19 protein-coding genes are annotated in these 15,872 nt (G+C 74.7%); 11 read left to right on the top strand and 8 right to left on the bottom strand.

The features are described 5' to 3' along the window. Positions 1-54 precede the first annotated feature (54 nt). Positions 55-411 (bottom strand): YciI family protein, encoded by a 357-nt coding sequence (locus OTB16_RS28075; protein WP_267723593.1) that lies wholly within the window; start codon positions 409-411, stop codon positions 55-57. 201 nt (positions 412-612) lie between these two features. Here OTB16_RS28075 and OTB16_RS28070 point away from each other — a divergent pair, with 201 nt between their 5' ends. Then, positions 613-987 carry a DoxX family protein gene (locus OTB16_RS28070; protein WP_267723592.1) on the top strand — a complete coding sequence of 125 codons (375 nt, stop codon included), beginning with the start codon at positions 613-615 and terminating at the stop codon, positions 985-987. A 142-nt stretch (positions 988-1,129) separates the two neighbouring features. Here OTB16_RS28070 and OTB16_RS28065 read toward each other — a convergent pair whose 3' ends face one another. Further along, entirely contained in the window at positions 1,130-1,399 is a 270-nt protein-coding gene (locus tag OTB16_RS28065) for a hypothetical protein (RefSeq protein ID WP_267723590.1), read from the bottom strand. 119 nt (positions 1,400-1,518) lie between these two features. Between OTB16_RS28065 and OTB16_RS28060 the strand changes: the two genes are divergently transcribed. The 5 genes from OTB16_RS28060 (at position 1,519) to OTB16_RS28040 (ending at position 4,586) form a co-directional block, all read left to right on the top strand. Continuing rightward, positions 1,519-1,857 (top strand): thioredoxin family protein, encoded by a 339-nt coding sequence (locus OTB16_RS28060; RefSeq protein ID WP_267723589.1) that lies wholly within the window; start codon positions 1,519-1,521, stop codon positions 1,855-1,857. 218 nt (positions 1,858-2,075) lie between these two features. Beyond that, a complete protein-coding gene (locus OTB16_RS28055) occupies positions 2,076-3,263 on the top strand; it encodes a cytochrome P450 (RefSeq protein WP_267723588.1) in 1,188 nt (395 codons plus the stop codon). A gap of 32 nt (positions 3,264-3,295) precedes the next feature. After that, a complete protein-coding gene (locus OTB16_RS28050; protein ID WP_420717816.1) occupies positions 3,296-3,490 on the top strand; it encodes a ferredoxin in 195 nt (64 codons plus the stop codon). A gap of 173 nt (positions 3,491-3,663) precedes the next feature. After that, positions 3,664-4,017 (top strand): DUF1304 domain-containing protein, encoded by a 354-nt coding sequence (locus tag OTB16_RS28045; RefSeq protein ID WP_267723586.1) that lies wholly within the window; start codon positions 3,664-3,666, stop codon positions 4,015-4,017. Beyond that, entirely contained in the window at positions 4,014-4,586 is a 573-nt protein-coding gene (locus OTB16_RS28040; protein WP_267723585.1) for a TetR/AcrR family transcriptional regulator, read from the top strand. The genes OTB16_RS28045 and OTB16_RS28040 overlap by 4 nt, the downstream gene beginning before the upstream one ends. A gap of 67 nt (positions 4,587-4,653) precedes the next feature. Here the strand turns inward: OTB16_RS28040 and OTB16_RS28035 are convergent, their stop codons facing one another. After that, positions 4,654-4,860 carry a cold-shock protein gene (locus OTB16_RS28035; RefSeq protein ID WP_267723584.1) on the bottom strand — a complete coding sequence of 69 codons (207 nt, stop codon included), beginning with the start codon at positions 4,858-4,860 and terminating at the stop codon, positions 4,654-4,656. Between the two features lie 179 nt (positions 4,861-5,039). Then, complete coding sequence (locus OTB16_RS28030; RefSeq protein WP_267723583.1) at positions 5,040-5,420, bottom strand: HGxxPAAW family protein; 381 nt, start codon at positions 5,418-5,420, stop codon at positions 5,040-5,042. A 105-nt stretch (positions 5,421-5,525) separates the two neighbouring features. Here OTB16_RS28030 and OTB16_RS28025 point away from each other — a divergent pair, with 105 nt between their 5' ends. Next, entirely contained in the window at positions 5,526-6,020 is a 495-nt protein-coding gene (locus tag OTB16_RS28025; RefSeq protein WP_267723582.1) for a MarR family transcriptional regulator, read from the top strand. 58 nt (positions 6,021-6,078) lie between these two features. Beyond that, complete coding sequence (locus tag OTB16_RS28020; protein ID WP_420717812.1) at positions 6,079-7,566, top strand: DEAD/DEAH box helicase; 1,488 nt, start codon at positions 6,079-6,081, stop codon at positions 7,564-7,566. Between the two features lie 95 nt (positions 7,567-7,661). On the opposite strand, the gene OTB16_RS28015 is transcribed toward OTB16_RS28020, so the two are convergent. The 3 genes from OTB16_RS28015 to OTB16_RS28005 all read right to left on the bottom strand — a co-directional run bounded on the left by OTB16_RS28015 (position 7,662) and on the right by OTB16_RS28005 (position 10,344). Beyond that, the gene (locus OTB16_RS28015; protein WP_267723581.1) at positions 7,662-8,129 is read right to left on the bottom strand and encodes a hypothetical protein; all 468 of its coding nucleotides are present in this window, start codon (positions 8,127-8,129) and stop codon (positions 7,662-7,664) included. Positions 8,130-8,592: 463 nt separating this feature from the next. Beyond that, complete coding sequence (locus tag OTB16_RS28010; protein WP_267723580.1) at positions 8,593-9,159, bottom strand: SRPBCC domain-containing protein; 567 nt, start codon at positions 9,157-9,159, stop codon at positions 8,593-8,595. A gap of 129 nt (positions 9,160-9,288) precedes the next feature. Further along, positions 9,289-10,344, bottom strand: a complete 1,056-nt coding sequence (locus OTB16_RS28005; protein ID WP_267723579.1) for an NUDIX domain-containing protein — start codon at positions 10,342-10,344, stop codon at positions 9,289-9,291. Positions 10,345-10,565: 221 nt separating this feature from the next. On the opposite strand from OTB16_RS28005, the gene OTB16_RS28000 reads away from it, so the two are divergent. The 3 genes from OTB16_RS28000 to OTB16_RS27990 all read left to right on the top strand — a co-directional run bounded on the left by OTB16_RS28000 (position 10,566) and on the right by OTB16_RS27990 (position 15,040). Beyond that, positions 10,566-12,308, top strand: coding sequence for a VanW family protein (locus OTB16_RS28000; RefSeq protein WP_267723578.1), 1,743 nt, complete (start codon positions 10,566-10,568; stop codon positions 12,306-12,308). Further along, positions 12,299-13,534 (top strand): DUF418 domain-containing protein, encoded by a 1,236-nt coding sequence (locus OTB16_RS27995; protein ID WP_267723577.1) that lies wholly within the window; start codon positions 12,299-12,301, stop codon positions 13,532-13,534. The genes OTB16_RS28000 and OTB16_RS27995 overlap by 10 nt, the downstream gene beginning before the upstream one ends. A gap of 144 nt (positions 13,535-13,678) precedes the next feature. Next, on the top strand, positions 13,679-15,040 hold the full coding sequence (locus OTB16_RS27990) for an acyltransferase family protein (protein ID WP_267723576.1): 1,362 nt from the start codon (positions 13,679-13,681) through the stop codon (positions 15,038-15,040). A gap of 580 nt (positions 15,041-15,620) precedes the next feature. On the opposite strand, the gene OTB16_RS27985 is transcribed toward OTB16_RS27990, so the two are convergent. Next, positions 15,621-15,872 carry a hypothetical protein gene (locus tag OTB16_RS27985; RefSeq protein ID WP_267723575.1) on the bottom strand — a complete coding sequence of 84 codons (252 nt, stop codon included), beginning with the start codon at positions 15,870-15,872 and terminating at the stop codon, positions 15,621-15,623.

Raw genomic sequence — 15,872 nt, 5'->3', positions numbered from 1 at the left:
GGCAGGGCAAACGCGGCGCGGGACGCCGCCGGGTCACATCTCCTGGATGCCGGGTCACATCTCCTGGATCTCGCGCACCTCGGCGCTGAGGTTCCAGTGGGCCGGGTGGATCTCCAGGAACCGCTTGGTCCACTCGACGGCCTCGGCCTTGTCCTTGCACTGGCTCAGGGAGTAGCCGCCGACGACCTCCTTGGTCTCGGTGAAGGGACCGTCGGTGTAGCTGATCTTCCCGCCGGACCAGCTGAGGCGGGTGGCCTCGGAGGTGGGGAGCAGCCCGGCGGTGTCGAGCATGACCCCGGCCTTGGTGATCTCCTCGAGGAGGGCGCCCATGCGCTGCTCGAAGTCGGCGGGGAAGCCCTCGGTGGGCTGGTTCTGCTCGTCGATGCGGATCATCGTCAGGAAGCGCGGCATGGTGACTCCTCGGTCGGGAGGGCGGGGCCGTTCCCCGCCTCTCACCTCTGCGTCGAACGGGAGGCGCCCGGATCGACAGCTCCCGGAAGATTCTTCGAGGAAACTTCGGGAGCGGCCACCGGACCGTCCGACCGGACCCTCCCGCCGGGTACTACCCGCGAGTAGGATCGGCGGGCCCAGGCCGCTCCCGAGAGGAACCCGATGCCGCGCCCCTCCTCCCACCTGCTCCTCGCCGGACTGCTGGCCGGGTCCGCGGTCGCCCACGCGGCCCTGCCCGGCCCCTTCGACGCGATGGTCCCCCGCTCGCTGCCGGGCCGGCCGCGGCAGTGGACGTACGCGAGCGGGGTGGCCGAGCTCGCCCTCGCCGCGGGCGTCGCCCATCCGCGGACCCGGCGTACAGCGGCGCTGGCCGCGGCGGTGTTCTTCGTCGGGGTGCTCCCGGCGAACGTGAAGATGGCCGCCGACGCCCGGCACGGCTCCCCCGCCGCCCGGGCCGCGACGCTCGCCCGGCTGCCGCTCCAGGTGCCGCTGGTGCTGTGGGCCCGCAGCGTGAGCCGCAACGCGGCGGGCCGCTGACGCATCCGGTCGCGGTGCCGCGCCGGAAGAGCGGTACGAGCCCCCGGTCACACGTCGGCGGACCGGGGGCTCACCCGGCCGACCGAGGCCGCGGCCGGCGCCGACGCGGACAACGACGCCTACGCCGGATACCGGTCAGCGGTCAGCGGCTGTCGCCCGTCCAGTCCCAGCGGCCCGGATCGGCGGAGCGGCGCCGGTAGTGGGCGCGGCCTCCGGCGCCGTAGCGCCCTATCTCCGTGGGGAGGCGGGCCTCTTCGGCGAGCCGCGGCGCGCTCCAGCCGGTGACGTCGAGAAGGAGCCCGTCGAGGGGGCCTCCCACGAGTTCGCCGTAGACGTGGCCGGGGCGCGGGCCGGGGTCGGGGTCGTCGTGGTCGGCGCCGTAGACCCGGCGCCGGAGCATCCTGTCGTCCATGGGTCCAGCTTCACAGGCGCCACTGACAACGGGCCCGCCGTGGGCCGCCGCGCCGACCGGCGATGATGAGGGGCGCCCCGCCGACCCCCGGCGGGACGCACGAGCGAGGAGCGGCACGTATGGCACGTCGGGTACACCAGCCACTGGAGGACCAGGAGTTCGACTTCATCCTCTCCATGACGCCCGGGCCGGTCCTCGCCTACTTCTGCGGGACCTGGCCCAAGGCCGTCGAGGCCTGCCGGGCGATGGACGCGGTCGTGGCCGAGCTGTCGCAGGAGTACGGGACGCGGTTCACGGCCGTACGCACCGACATCACCCGCTGCCCCGGCCCGACCAGGCGCTACGGGGTGACCGGCGCCCCGACCGCCGTACTCCTCAAGGACGGCGCGGCGGTCGCGAGCCAGGCCGGACCGATGACGCGCGAGGAGTTCCGGGAGTTCCTGGACGCCCACCTGTAGGACGCCCGCCGCCACCGCCCATCCGGCCCACTGCCCCACTGCCCCAAGCCCACCGCCCACCGCCCACTCACAGGGCGCCCTCCTCCCGGATCCGCACCGCATCGACTGGGCCCTGTGGGCGAACTTGGGTGATCTGGCCGAAAGTGGCATAGGTGGGATAGGTGCCTCAGGCATGTAATGGAGTCCGGCAAGACGGAACCATCGCAGCGAGGTGCTTCATGTCCGAGACCGTCGCGTTCCCCCAGGACCGAACCTGCCCCTACCACCCGCCGGCCGCGTACGAGCCGCTGCGGCAGGGCCGCCCGCTCTCCCGGGTCACCCTCTTCGACGGACGCTCCGTGTGGGTCGTCACCGGGCACGCCGAGGCGCGCGCCCTGCTCTCCGACGGGCGGCTGTCCACCGACCGCGAGAACGCCGCGTTCCCCACCCCCACGAAGCGGTTCGCGGGACTGAGGGTCCGGCGCACCGCGCTGCTCGGGGTCGACGACCCCGAGCACAACACCCAGCGCCGGATGCTGATCCCCAGCTTCACGCTGAAGCGGACCGCCGACCTGCGCCCGCGGATCCGCGAGACCGTGGACCGGCTGATCGACGAGATGGTGGCCGCGGGGCCGCGGGCGGAGCTCGTGAGCGCCTTCGCCCTGCCGGTCCCCTCGATGGTGATCTGCGCCCTGCTCGGAGTCCCTTACGGGGACCACGAGTTCTTCGAGGGGCAGTCGCGGCGGCTGCTGCGCGGGCCGGAGGCCGCCGACGTGGAGGACGCCCGGCGGCTGCTCGACGCCTACCTCGGCGACCTCGTCGAGCGCAAACGCCGGGAGCCCGGCGAGGGACTGCTCGACGAGCTGATCGCCCGGCGCCTGGAGACCGGCGAGATCGACGTCGAGGAGCTGGTCTCGCTCGCGGTGATCCTGCTGGTCGCCGGGCACGAGACCACCGCCAACATGATCTCCCTCGGCACCTTCACCCTGTTGCGGCACCCGGAGCAGCTGGCCGAACTGCGGGCCGAGCCCGAGCTGATGCCGACGGCCGTGGAGGAGCTGATGCGGTTCCTGTCGATCGCGGACGGGATGCTGCGGGTGGCCACCGAGGACATCGAGGTCGGCGGGGTGACGGTCCGCGCGGACGACGGGGTGGTCTTCTCCACGTCCGTCATCAACCGCGACGGGCAGGTGTTCGAGGAACCCGACCGATTGGACTGGCACCGGCCCAGCCGGCACCACCTGGCCTTCGGCTTCGGCATCCACCAGTGCCTGGGCCAGAACCTGGCGCGCGCGGAGATGGAGATCGCCCTGTCCGCGCTCTTCGAACGGCTCCCCGGCCTGAGGCTGGCGGCCGATCCGGCCCGCATCCCCTTCAAGCCCGGCGACACGATCCAGGGGATGGTCGAACTCCCCGTGGCGTGGTGAGGGGCGTGATGGGGGGCGGGCCGGCGGGCCGCCTGGCGATCGACATCGACACCGGGGCCTGCATCGGCGCCGGCCAGTGCGCGCTGACCGCGCCCGGGGTGTTCACCCAGGACGACGACGGCATCAGCGAGCTGCTCCCGGGCCGTGAGGACGGCGCCGGCGGCGCACTGGTCCGCGAGGCCGCCCGGGCCTGCCCGGTCTCGGCCATCTCGGTACGGGAGGCCTGAGGAGCCGCGGGCCGGAGGAGCCGCAGGCCGGAGGGGCCGGGCCCGCCGGAGCACGCCGCCGGGCCCGACCCTGCCTGCACACCCGCAACCACCGGAAGGACTTCCTGTACAGTTGTCCAGGAAATGAGGGGCCACCGCCCCCTGCCCGACCCTTCCGAGAAGTGGAGGCGGCCATGCACGCGGTCGCTCATGTCCTCATCGGCCTCGTCGCCGCGCTGCACGCGTACTTCCTGATCCTGGAGATGTTCCTGTGGCAGCGGCCGCCGGGCCGCGCACTGTCCGGCTTCGACGCGGACACCGCCCGCCTCACCGCCCCCCTCGCGGCCAACCAGGGTCTGTACAACGGGTTCCTGGCCGCCGGCCTGGTCTGGGCGCTGGTCATCGACTCGCTCGCCACGCAGGTCTTCTTCCTCGTCTGCGTGATCATCGCCGGGGTCTACGGGGCGGCCACCGCCAACAAGCGCATCCTGTTCGCCCAGGCCCTGCCGGGCGCGCTCGCCCTCGGCGCCGCGCTGCTGGCCGCGTGACCTCCCCCGTACGCCCCGAGGACCCCCGTACGGCCCGTACGAAGGCCAGGCTGCGCGAGAGCCTCCTCGCCGAGTGCGCGGGGCGGCCGCTCGCCGAGGTGAGCGTCTCCGCGGTGGTGCGCCGGGCGGACGTCGGCCGCGCCACCTTCTACCTGCACTACGAGGACCTGACCGCGCTCGCCGTCGACGCGTGCGCCGACGTGGTCCACGCCGGGGTCGACGCCCTGCACGCCTGGCAGACCGGCCCCTCGGCGCGCGCCCCCGCGCGGCCGCCCGCCGCGCTGGCCGCGTTCCTGGCCGGGGCGGCCGGGCGGGCGGCCCTGTACCGCACCCTGCTGCTGCCGGGCGGTGGCGGCCCCCTCGGCGACCGGCTCCACCGGGAGCTGCGCGAGCGCGCCCGCGCCGAGCGCGCGGCGGTCGGCGCCCCCGATCCGGAACTCGTCGCCTCGGCGGTGGCCGCCACCTTCACGGGGGTCCTCGCGGACTGGCTCCACGGCGGAATCCCGGCGGATCCGGCCGGCCTGGCGGACCGCCTGTGGACGCTGCTGCTGGCGCTGCACCGCGCCTGAAACGCGGCTGAGCCCCGCCGGACGGACCGGCGGGGCTCAGCTCACGGGCCGGGCCCGTGAAGCGGCACTACGAGAAGGGGACCACCCGCTCAGCCTGGGGACCCTTGGGGCCCTGGGTGACGTCGTACTCGACCTTCGCGTTCTCCTCCAGCGACTTGAAGCCGGTGGACTCGATGGCCGAGAAGTGCACGAACACGTCCGGGCCGCCGTCGTCCTGCTGGATGAAGCCGAACCCCTTCTCGGAGTTGAACCACTTCACGATGCCTGTTGCCATCTTGCTGATCCTTCACGACGTTCCACTGCGGGCCGCACACGCGGCCGTCTTCGATCCTGCCTGACGGCCCCGCGCACCACACGCCCAACGCGGCCAACCGGGGTGCGGCGCGGATTCGAACTTCCGGCCGCCCCGTCCGCGCATCGGGGGACGCGCGCGGCGTGGCACCTCCCGGCGGGCTACGACGACACGGCGGCGCGGGGCCGGGCCTCCACCGCCGGTGCCCCGGGCCCGACCGCGAGGCCTCCCGGGCGGGCCCGGCGCGGCCCGGCGAGCCGGCAGCCCAGGCAGTCGGCGTGCCCCGCGTGCGCGGCGGTGTCCCGTACCCGCCAGTCGCGACGGGAGGCGGGGCGGGGGCCGCTCGTTTTCCCCCATCCGGCGAGGTGCAGCAGCCACGTGGCGACCCCCGCCGCGGCGACGACCGCGAGGCCGATCCAGACGCCGGGGACCCAGGCCGCGCACACCGCGAGCCCCGATCCGGTGAAGCCCAGCAGGGCCAGTGTGGTGCCGGTCCATCCGGCCGCGGTGTGGCCGAGGTCGACGTCGCCGTGCGCGCTCATGATTCTCCCTGGTCGTATGGGCGGCACTAGGCTCGGAACGGGACGCTTACTTCACGAAATAAGCATCTCACGAGCTAAGCAACTTAGACACTAAGGAGTATTCGGGTGCAGGGCAAGTCCCGCCCGCCGGCCACCGCCGGGGAGGCGCTTTCGCGCATGGACCACTACGTCGCCCTGGGGATCGTCGGCCAGCAGGAGATGGCGCAGCTCCTCGGGCTGAACGTCACGGACCTGACCTGCCTGGGCCACGTCCTGGGCGCCGGGGACACCCCGCTCGCCGCCGGGGACCTGGCCGAGCTGGTGAACCTCACCACGGGAGCCGTGACGGGGGTCCTCAACCGCCTGGAGCGGGCCGGATACGCGCACCGGCAGCCCGACCCGGCCGACCGGCGCCGGGTCCGGGTGGTGGCCGACCCGCAGGCCGCGGTCCGGGTCTTCGCGGTGTACCAGCCCTTCTACGACCGGCTCGGAGCCCTGTTCGCCGACTACACGCCCGACGAGATCGCGGTGATCGCCGACTGGTTCGGGCGGGCAGCCGGCGAGGCCCGCGCCCACCTGGCCCAGGTCCGGGCCGGGGAACTGGACGCCGGGGAGGCTTAGCCTCCGCTGGTACCATGGGCGGTTGACCATCTTTTGTTCTTGATTCGAAAGGTTCTGCATGAAGAACCCGTCAGTTCATGGGCGCTTCGGTGTGAAGGCGGGTGCGAAGGGCGGCGGCAAGTCCGCCGCCAAGGCCACGCGCACCCTCGGACCGCAGGGCGAGTTCTCGATGCCCCGGTCGACGACGCCGGCGCTTCCGCCGGTGGCGTCGTTCTCCGAGCTCGACCTGCCCCTTGAGCTGGTGAAGACCCTGGCCGACAAGGCGGTGAAGGACCCCTTCCCCATCCAGGCCGCCACCCTGCCGAACGCACTGGCCGGCCGCGACGTCCTGGGCCGCGCGCGGACCGGTTCGGGCAAGACGCTGGCGTTCGGCCTGGCCCTGCTGGCGCGCACCGCGGGGCAGGAGGCGGACCCCAAGCGGCCCCTCGCGCTGGTCCTCGTACCGACGCGCGAGCTGGCGCAGCAGGTGACCGAGGCCCTGACCCCGTACGCCGAGGCCCTGGGACTGCGGATGGTCACCGTCGTCGGCGGCCTGTCCATCGGCCGGCAGGTCAGCGCGCTGCGTACGGGTGCCGAGGTCGTGGTGGCCACCCCCGGACGGCTCAGCGACCTGGTGGGCCGACGGGACGTGCACTTGGAGCGCGTGAAGATCGCCGTGCTCGACGAGGCCGACCAGATGTGCGACATGGGCTTCATGCCGCAGGTCACGGAGATCCTGGACCAGGTGCACCACGCGGGGCAGCGCATGCTGTTCTCCGCGACCCTGGACCGCAACGTCGACCAGCTGGTCCGCACCTACCTGAAGGACCCCGTCGCCCACTCCGTGGACCCGCAGGCGGGCGCGGTGACCACGATGGACCACCACGTGCTGCACATCCACGCGGCGGACAAGATCTCGGCGGCGACCGAGATCGCGGCGCGCGAGGGCCGGGTGCTGATGTTCCTGGACACCAAGCACGGCGTCGACCAGTTCGTGAAGCACCTGCGCGCCGTGGGCGTACGGGCCGAGGGCCTGCACAGCGGCAAGTCGCAGCCGCAGCGCACGCGGACGCTGGCGCAGTTCAAGACCGGCGCCGTCAACGTCCTGGTCGCCACGAACGTCGCGGCGCGCGGCATCCACATCGACGACCTCGACCTCGTGGTCAACGTGGACCCGCCCGCCGACCACAAGGACTACCTGCACCGGGGCGGCCGTACGGCGCGGGCCGGCGAGTCCGGCCGGGTCGTCACGCTCGTCACGCCGAACCAGCGCCGGGACATGGTCCGGCTGATGGCGGACGCCCGCATCCGGCCGGAGATCACCCAGGTGCGCTCCGGCGAGGCCGCGCTCAGCCGGATCACCGGGGCCAAGGCGCCCTCCGGGGTACCGCTGGCCGGCTCCGCGCCCACCGACGCCAAGGGCAAGCCCTCGGGCTCGGAGCTGGGCTTCCGCGGCATGGGCACGCGCCCGGGGCGTCCGGGCAGGGGCAAGGAGTCCCGCAAGACGGCTGAGGCCCGCCTGACGGCCGAGGCACGCGCGGCGGCGCGCGTCCGCAAGGCCAACTGACGCGTCCGCACGCCCAATAGGCACACCCCGGGCGGGTGTTGACCTCAGGCCGGTGTTGGCCTCGGGCCAGAGTTCAGATCAGGCCGGAGTTCGCCTCAGGCCGGATCGCGGCCGCGCAGGCGCTGCGCGGCGGCGTTGCGGACGCGGCGGGTGCGGGCGTCCGCGGCGAGCAGGGTGAGGGCCTCGTACGAGGTCACCGACTGGGCGGCGGTGCGCTGGCACCAGTCGGAGGCCGCGGTGAGCTCCGCCGCCGACCAGGGCCCGCCCCCGTCGACGGCCCGCAGCAGGGTCCACTCGCGCAGCCGGCGCTCGGGGAACGCGCGGCCCGCGAGCGCGGCGCCGAGGGCGTGGGCCCAGGCGGGGAACGCCTCGTCGGCCAGCAGCCGTACCGCCCGGCGGTCGAGGTGGGTGACCACGGCACTCTCGGCCATCACCGGGTCGGGGTCGCGGAGTACGGCGGCCACCGCGTCGGCTTCGGCGGCCGGGTCCGGCGTCGCGGCCAGGGACTCCAGGTGGCTGGCGTAGCGCCAGTGTTCGGAGGCGGCGGCGCGGGAGTGGTTCATCGCGCGGCGCCTTCGCCGGTGTGCCCCGTCCACGATCCGTCCGGGTACGGGTCCCCGCCGGTCCGGACCGGCCGGCCGTGCGGCCCGGCCGCCCGGGCGGCGTTCTCGGCCGAACGGCCCCCGGCCCGTGCGGTATTCACGACGCACCCGCCGCGCCGCCCGCACCCACCCCCGCGACGGACCGCGCCCGGCCGCACCGCGCCGGCACGACCCGTACCGACGTCGGCATGCCGGTGGCCGCCGGCCACTGCTTCTTCCCTCTCGCCATGGCACCCATTGCACACGACCGCCGTGAACGGCCGGTGGCCAGGGTGCCGTCGGGCATCGGCGCGGGTGCGCCGCCGGCTTCAGCCGGCGGGGGCCGGCCACAACGACTCGGCGCCGACCGGGCGCAAGCCCGCCGCCCGGAAGGCGCGGGGTCCGGCTGTCCGGGTGGGGTCCGGCGGGCGGCGGCGCCGAGGGATCAGCCCTCGCGGGTGCCGTCGGTCCGGTGCGGCTCGTGCGCCTCGTACGCCTCGTAGCCGCCGTCGCCCTGCTCGGCGTCGTGGCCCGGCCCGGGCAGCGGAGCGCCGGTCTCCAGCAGGGTCTTGAGGCTGGAGGCGAGCAGCGGCCACGTCCGCCCGCACATGCCGATCAGGGTCCCGCCGGGCCGGAACCCCTCGTGCAGGACGGTGAGTCGGGAGAGGGTGTCTCCGACGGGCTCGATCTCGTACGTCACCTTCGTACGGCGCTCCCGTGCCAGCTCGGCCCGCAGTTCCTCCCCGATGCCGACGGCCGCCGCCCACTGCGGGGTGAAGGTGTGCCAGGTGTAGGAGAGCCGCCGGTCGGGGACGCAGTCCAGGACCACCTGGGCGGGGTCGCTGGTGCGGGCCCCGCGCTCGACCCAGTCCATCGTCGAGCCCACGGCCCAGTCGGTCTCGAAGCTCAGGCCCCAGTACCGGCGGGTGAGGGCGGGTTCGGTGAGGGCCTGCCAGACCCGGGCGGGATCGGCCTGGATGTACAGGGTGTAGGTGATCGCGCTGTCGCTCATGGGCCCATGCTGCGGGACCGCGGGCCGCCGCGGCCGGATTTCCCGGTCATGGCGCAGGCCCGGTCCCGCAGGCCCGGCCCCACGAGCCCGGTCCCACGGCACCGGGCTCGCGGGACCGGGTTCGCGCCGTCACCAGCGGACGGCTTCATCGGGCAGTTCGGTGGGCGGGGTGCGGGCCGGAGCCGGGAGGGACAGCCGGGTGCGCGCCGCGCGGACCGCCGCGAGTTCGCGTTCCCCGGCCGGACCCCAGTCGCTGAGCTCGCGGACCTGCTCGGCGGTGGCCAGCAGCCGGGCGTACGCCGGATCCGCGAGCGGGGCGAGGGCGGTGAGGCGGGCCGCCGTGCGGAGGTGGGCGCCGTCCCCGGTCAGCCGGTGGCCCAGCGGAGCGGCCCCGGCGGTGGTTCCGGCGGCCGGGGGCGGGAGGTGGGCGGCGCCGGTGGCGCGGGCGATCAGGAGCAGCACCCGGCCGTCGGGGGCGAACAGCCAGCCGCAGTGGTCCCGCACGGGCAGCCGCGCGGGCACCGGGCCCGGCCGCCAGGTGCCGTGCTGCCGGGCGCGGCGGGTGCGGAGCACCCCGAGCCGGTCGAGGGCCGTGGGCGTCGTGGGGCGGCCGTCCTCCAGCAGGGCGGTGCCGCAGCCGGCGATCCGGGCGCGCAGGGCGGACAGGGTGCGGCGGGCGTCGCCGGGGTCCATCAGGGCGGGCAGGTCTGCGGGTTCGGCGAAGTGGATGCCGGTGATCTCCTGGGCCGGGAGGCGGACGGCGTCGATCCGGTCCGGGGCCCAGGTGCCGCCGTCGTAGACGAACAGGACCTCGCCGGGGAACCGCGTTTCGGGCGGGAAGCCGGGGTCCTCCCGCGGGATCCAGTCCACGGCGAGGCCGCGCGGGTAGCGGCCGTCGACGCCCAGTTCCTCGCGCACCTCCCGGGCCGCCGCGGCGGACGGGGACTCGCCGGCGTCCACGGCCCCGCCGGGGAGCAGCCGGTCGGCACGGTAGTCGACGCTCTGGACGAGGACGCGGCCCTCGGCGTCGGTGACGAGGACCACGGCCCCGGTCCACAGGGCGGCGCGCGAGGCGCCGTACGCCTCCGGGGTCATGCGGGTGCCCGCCCCGTCGGGCCCGGCGGGGCCTGGCGCCGCCTGCGCCGTCTTGCCGGGCACGGCCTTGTCGTCGGTCAGCTGCGGCATCGGAACTCCGTTCACCGTGGGTGGGGACCCGCAGGCTGTGCAACAGCGGCCGCGACTCCCGGGTTACGGCGGGCCCGGGTCCGGGGACCGAACTCCGCGCTTTGCCGGATCTATACCTCCTTATTACCTGGTTATGTATCCCTTGGTAGCTTTCCCCGTGCGGACTGGCGGCGTTGAACCCGCCGGTCCGACCACTTCACCGGACACGGGAGAGACCCCACATGCGACGCCGTTCCCCCACGGGCCCTGCGGACTCCACGGGAAAGCGGTGGTCCGTGCCGGTGCTCGCCGGTGTGGCCGGCGGCGCCGCGGCCCTCGGCTTCGGCGGGCTGTACGCCGCCGGACTGCTCCTGGCCGGCGAGGACGTCGCCCCGGGGACGAAGGTGCGCGGTGTCGACATAGGCGGCATGAGCCGTGCCGAGGCCCGCCAGGCCCTGGACCGGGAACTCGGCCCGTCGGCCGCGGCCCCGGTCGCGCTGCGGATCGGCGACCGTTCCGAGCAGGCGGGCCCGGAGACCCTGGGCCTGTCCCTGGACACCGCCGCGACGGCCGAGCGCGCCGCCGGCTCCGGCTCCGACCCGTTCGCGGTGATCGGCCGGCTGTTCTCCCGGGGCGATCCGGACGTGGCGCCCGTGGTCCGGCTGGACGCGCGGGCGGCCCGCGCCACGCTCGACACCCTGGGCAAGAAGGCTGCGCAGGAGGTCCGGGAGGGCTCGGTCACCTTCGAGAAGGGCAAGGCGAAGGCGGTGGACCCGGTGACGGGGACGGCCCTGGACGTGGACGGCTCCCTGGACGCACTGCGCGGGGCCTATCCGCGCACCTCGGCGGAGCCCGTCGTCCTGCCCGTCCGGCGGACCGAACCGCGGATCGGGAAGCAGGAGACGGACCGGGCCCTGAAGGAGTTCGCCGGTCCGGCGATGTCCGCCCCCGTCACCCTGACCGTCGCGGGCAAGCGGATACCCGTCGGCCCCGCGGTCCTCTCCAAGCACCTGGCCCTGAAGGACGACGGCAAGGGCCGGCTCGTCCCCGGCGTCGACGCCGGGGCGCTCCTCGCCGATCCGGCCCTGGCCGGGCCGCTGCGGCAGGCCGTCCCCGGTCCGGCCGAGGCCCGGCTGGCGGTCGACGGCGCGGGCCGGGTGGGGGTCGCCGAGGAGGGGCGGCCCGGCCGTCAGGTCTCCGAGCAGGCCCTGAGCGGGGCGCTCCTGCCTCTGCTGACCGGGTCCGGGGCGAGCGCCCGTACCGGAGAGGTCGCCACCGAGGAGGCCCGGCCCCGGCTGTCCGCGGACACGGTCCAGCAGCTGGGCATCAAGGAGAAGGTGTCCTCCTTCACCGTGACGTTCGAGCCGGCCGCGTACCGCACGACGAACATCGGCCGGGCCGCCGAGCTGATCGACGGCTCGCTGGTCCTGCCCGACGAGACCTGGAGCTTCAACCGCACGGTCGGCGAGCGCACCAAGGAGAACGGCTTCGTCGACGGCCTGATCATCAACAACGGCCAGTACGAGAAGGCGGCCGGAGGCGGTGTCTCGGCGGTCGCGACGACCGTCTTCAACGCCGTGTTCTTCGCGGGGGTCAAGCCCGTCGAGTACGGCGCCCACTCCTTCTACATCGAGCGCTATCCGGAGGGCCGCGAGGCCACCGTCGCGTGGGGCAGCCTCGACCTGCGCTTCGCCAACGACTCGGGCAAGGCCCTGTACATCCAGGCCGAGGCCACGGAGACCTCCATCACCATCACCTTCCTGGGCACGAAGAAGTACGAGGAGATCCGCGCGGTCCAGGGCCCCCGGACCAACGTCCGCCAGCCCGCCGTCCGCAAGGACAACGGCCCCAAGTGCGAGCCCCAGGCCCCGCTGGAGGGCTTCGACGTCGCCGTCGACCGCGTCTTCGTCCAGGGCGGCAAGGAAGCCAAGCGGGAGACGATGAAGACCCGTTACACGCCGCGGGACAGCGTCACGTGCGGCTGACCCGGGGCGCCGCACCGGGCGCGGGGGCGCGCACCGGGGCCGCCGGCGGCCGGCTGGCCGGGGTGGACGCCGTGCGCGGCCTCGCCGTCCTCGGCATGTTCGCCGTGCACGTCGGGCCGACCCCGGAGCCCGAGGGCGCCCGGTACCTGATGGTCGCGGCGGACGGCCGCGCACCGGCCCTGTTCACCCTCCTCGCGGGCTTCTCCCTGCTCCTCGCCCAGCGCGGCCAGGATCCGGCGGCGCGGCCCGAGGGCTGGGGCCGGCGCTGGCGCCCGCTGCTGATCCGCTGCGCCGTCCTGGCCGCACTCGGGCTCCTGCTGGCCGCGCTGTGGCCCGGGATCCTGGTCATCCTGGCCTTCTTCGCCGTGTACTTCCTGGCCGCCGAACCCTTCACCCGGCTCTCCACACCCGTGCTGTCCGCCGTCGCGGGGGCGTCGGTGGTCGCCGGCCCGCTGCTGTCGTTCCTGCTGGGCCCGGTGTTCGGGTACGGGGCGTCCGGCCGGGGCGCGGTACCCGAGGCCACGCAGCTGACCAGTTGGTCCGGCGCCGGGGAGGTGGTGTGCGAGCTGCTGCTCACGGGCGCGTATCCGCTGGCCACCTACTTCCCGTACGTGCTGGCCGGGATGGCCCTCGCCCGGCTCTGCGACGTGCGGGACCGCGGCGTGACCCTGCGGATGGCCGCGTGGGGCACGGCCGCGGCCGTCGCCGGCTACGGCTCCGCCTGGCTCGCCACCCACGCGTTCGGGGCCCGCGAACGGCTGCTGGGGGCCATCGCCGTCCACCATCCCGAGGCGATGGCCGCCGCCGACCCCGTACGGGAGGTGCTGCGCGGGCAGTTCGGAGCCGTGCCGAGCACGTCGTGGGACTGGCTCCTGGTGGCCGACCCGTACAGCCAGACCCCGCTGGAGACCCTGGGCAACGCGGGAGTGGGCTGCGCCCTGATCGGCCTGTGCGTCTTCGCCGCGCGGCACCGCACCGGCGCCCGGCTGCTGCGGCCGCTGGCGGTGCTCGGGGCGATGGCCCTGAGCGCGTACGTGATCCACGCGCTGGTGCTGGCCGGTCCGGCGTACGGCGTCGCCTCCTGGTTCGCCTGGATCGCCTTCAGCGGCACGGCGCTGGCCCTCACCTGGGCCTGGCAACGCGCCTGGGCGCACAGCCCGCTGCGCCGCGGGCCCGTGGAACACGCCCTGCGCCTGGTGACACAAGGCCGGACCCGGCCCCTATGAGGCGCCCGCGCCCCTGTGATGATGCGCACAAGGGACGCCGGGGCCCGCCCCACGTGCGGGTCCCCGGACCGCGAGCGGGCCCGCTCGCGCCCGCGGCCGACGGCCCGGGAGGGCCCCGCGCGGGCCGTCGGCTAGGGTCCTGCCGTGAAGAAGCTCATTCCCCCACTCGCCCGGCGGACCCCCACCGCCGCCGTGGCACCGCCCGCACCCGCGACCGCCGCCCGCCTGGGCTGGCTGGACGCGCTGCGCGGCATAGCCGCCCTCATCGTCGCGCTGCACCACTTCGACGTGCTGCGGATGCTGCCCTTCGGGGGCTTCGTGTGGCGGAACTTCGACATGGGCGTCTTCGGCGTCATGCTCTTCTTCATAGTCAGCGGCTACATCATCCCCGCCTCGCTGGAGCGCCGCGGGGACGTCCGGGCCTTCTGGATCGGCCGGATCTTCCGGATCTATCCGGCGCTGATCGCCGGTCTGGCCGTCTCGATGCTCATCCTGCCGGCCGGCGACGGCTCGGTGGCGCTGCTGCGCACCGGTGACGACCTCGCCTCGCTCGTCGCGAACGGCCTGATGCTCCAGGACGTGCTCGGTGTCGTCAACGCCATGAACGTCACCTGGACGCTCACCTACGAGATGATCTTCTACTTCTTCGTCACCGCCCTGTTCACCCGCGGCCTGCACCGGCACAGCGGCGCCATCGCCGTCGGCTTCGCCGCCGTCGCCCTGGCGGTCGGCACGGCCCTGGGCACTCACCTCCTGACCGACGGGATCGGCTCCACCCGCCTGCTCGTCCTCGTCGTCGCGGCGATCGTCCTCGTCGGCTTCGCGGGCGTGCTCAGCGGCAACCGGAAGCTGACCGCGACCGGCGCCGTGCTCCTCGGCGTGACCGGCCTGGTCCTGATCACCCTCAACAGCCGGGCCCCCGGCTTCGAAACCTGGATGATCTTCGCGACCATGTTCGCCGGCACCATCGTCTACCGGGTGCAGCACGGCCAGCTCGCCCGGGTCCCCGGCCTGCTCTGCCTCGGCTTCGTCGTCCTGGCGGGCGTCCTGACCGGCTGGCTGTACAACCGGGGCGCGACCGCCGACGCCACCTGGACCTCCGGCTGGAAGGCCTGGTCCGTCGCCTACCTGGCGGCGTGGGCCCTCTTCGGCCTCGGCTACCTGCTGCGCGCACGGCGCTTCCCGAAGGTGCTGACCTGGCTCGGCGCCGTCAGCTTCTCCGTGTACCTGCTGCACATCGCGCTGGTGCACACGGTCGGTCCGCTGGTGGGGGTCCCGCCGATGCCGTCCTCGACGCTGGGCAAGGTCGTGTGGACCGCCCTGTTCCTCGCCGTCCTGCTCACCGCGAGCCACCTCATGTACCGGCTGGTCGAGCTGCCCATGCAGGGCGTCGGGCGCCGGGTGCAGAAGGCCGTCGACCGCCGCTGGCCGCGCGCCGTACCGGCCGGTCCCGCACCGCGGGCGCAGGCCCCCGACCGCGAGCCGGAACCGGCCTCGAGGAGCTGACCGGCGGCCCGCGGGCCGTTCCTCAGCCGGACTGATTCCGACGGCGGCGGCGAACCCGGCGACCGAGAGCTTGCGCTGGGCGAGTTGCACGTCGAGGTCGACGATGGAGGTCGACGATGATGGCCATCAGACCACCTCGGCGAGTTCGCTCTCCATCGTGTTCGCCTTCAGCAGACCCCGCATGCTGACGAAGAGCATGGCAGGCAGGCCCCGATGCCGGTGGTCGCGGTCGCGGCCGCCAGGGTGCTGATGGGCTCCATCCCGTCATCGGAAGAGTTCCGGGCGGGCCCGGTCCCCCCTTGGCCGCGGGCGAGCGCGGGGAATCACCCATCCGCGTGACGGGTGCGGTTCCGCGTGCGCGGGTACGGCAGGGTGGGCGGATGCAGCTGCGCCGGGCCCTGCCCCTGACCCTTGCCGCGCTCGTCATGGCCACGGGTTGTGTGACCGTGCGTCCCGCCGTTCCGCCCGAGTCACCGCGGCCGCTCCCCGCACCCGCCCGGTCCGGGCCCGCGCGACCGGAGCCCGACGCCCGGCCGTTGAGCGGGCTTCCGGGTTCGCCGCGGCCCGCGGCCGCGCCCGCTCACGCGCCCGCGTCCCCGGTCCCGCGTGCTCGGACGGTTCCGGCGCGGGCGGCCGCGCCCGCCGACCGCCCCGGTTCCGCCGCGGCCGAGCCGCGCCGCCCGCGCCGGGCCAAGGCCGTGAAACCCGCCCGGCGGCCGCCCGCCGCGGCCCCCGCCACGTCCCGCGAGCGGGTACCGGCGAAGGCCCGGCCCCGGCCCGCGCCGCGGCGTACGTACGACATGGCGCCGCTGTGCGAGGCGGCCAGGGGCAC

The sequence above is a fragment of the Streptomyces antarcticus genome, assembly GCF_026627255.1.
Taxonomy (GTDB): domain Bacteria; phylum Actinomycetota; class Actinomycetes; order Streptomycetales; family Streptomycetaceae; genus Streptomyces; species Streptomyces antarcticus.
Note: the sequence above shows the minus strand (reverse complement) of the source record. Positions and strands in the feature narration are given on the sequence as shown.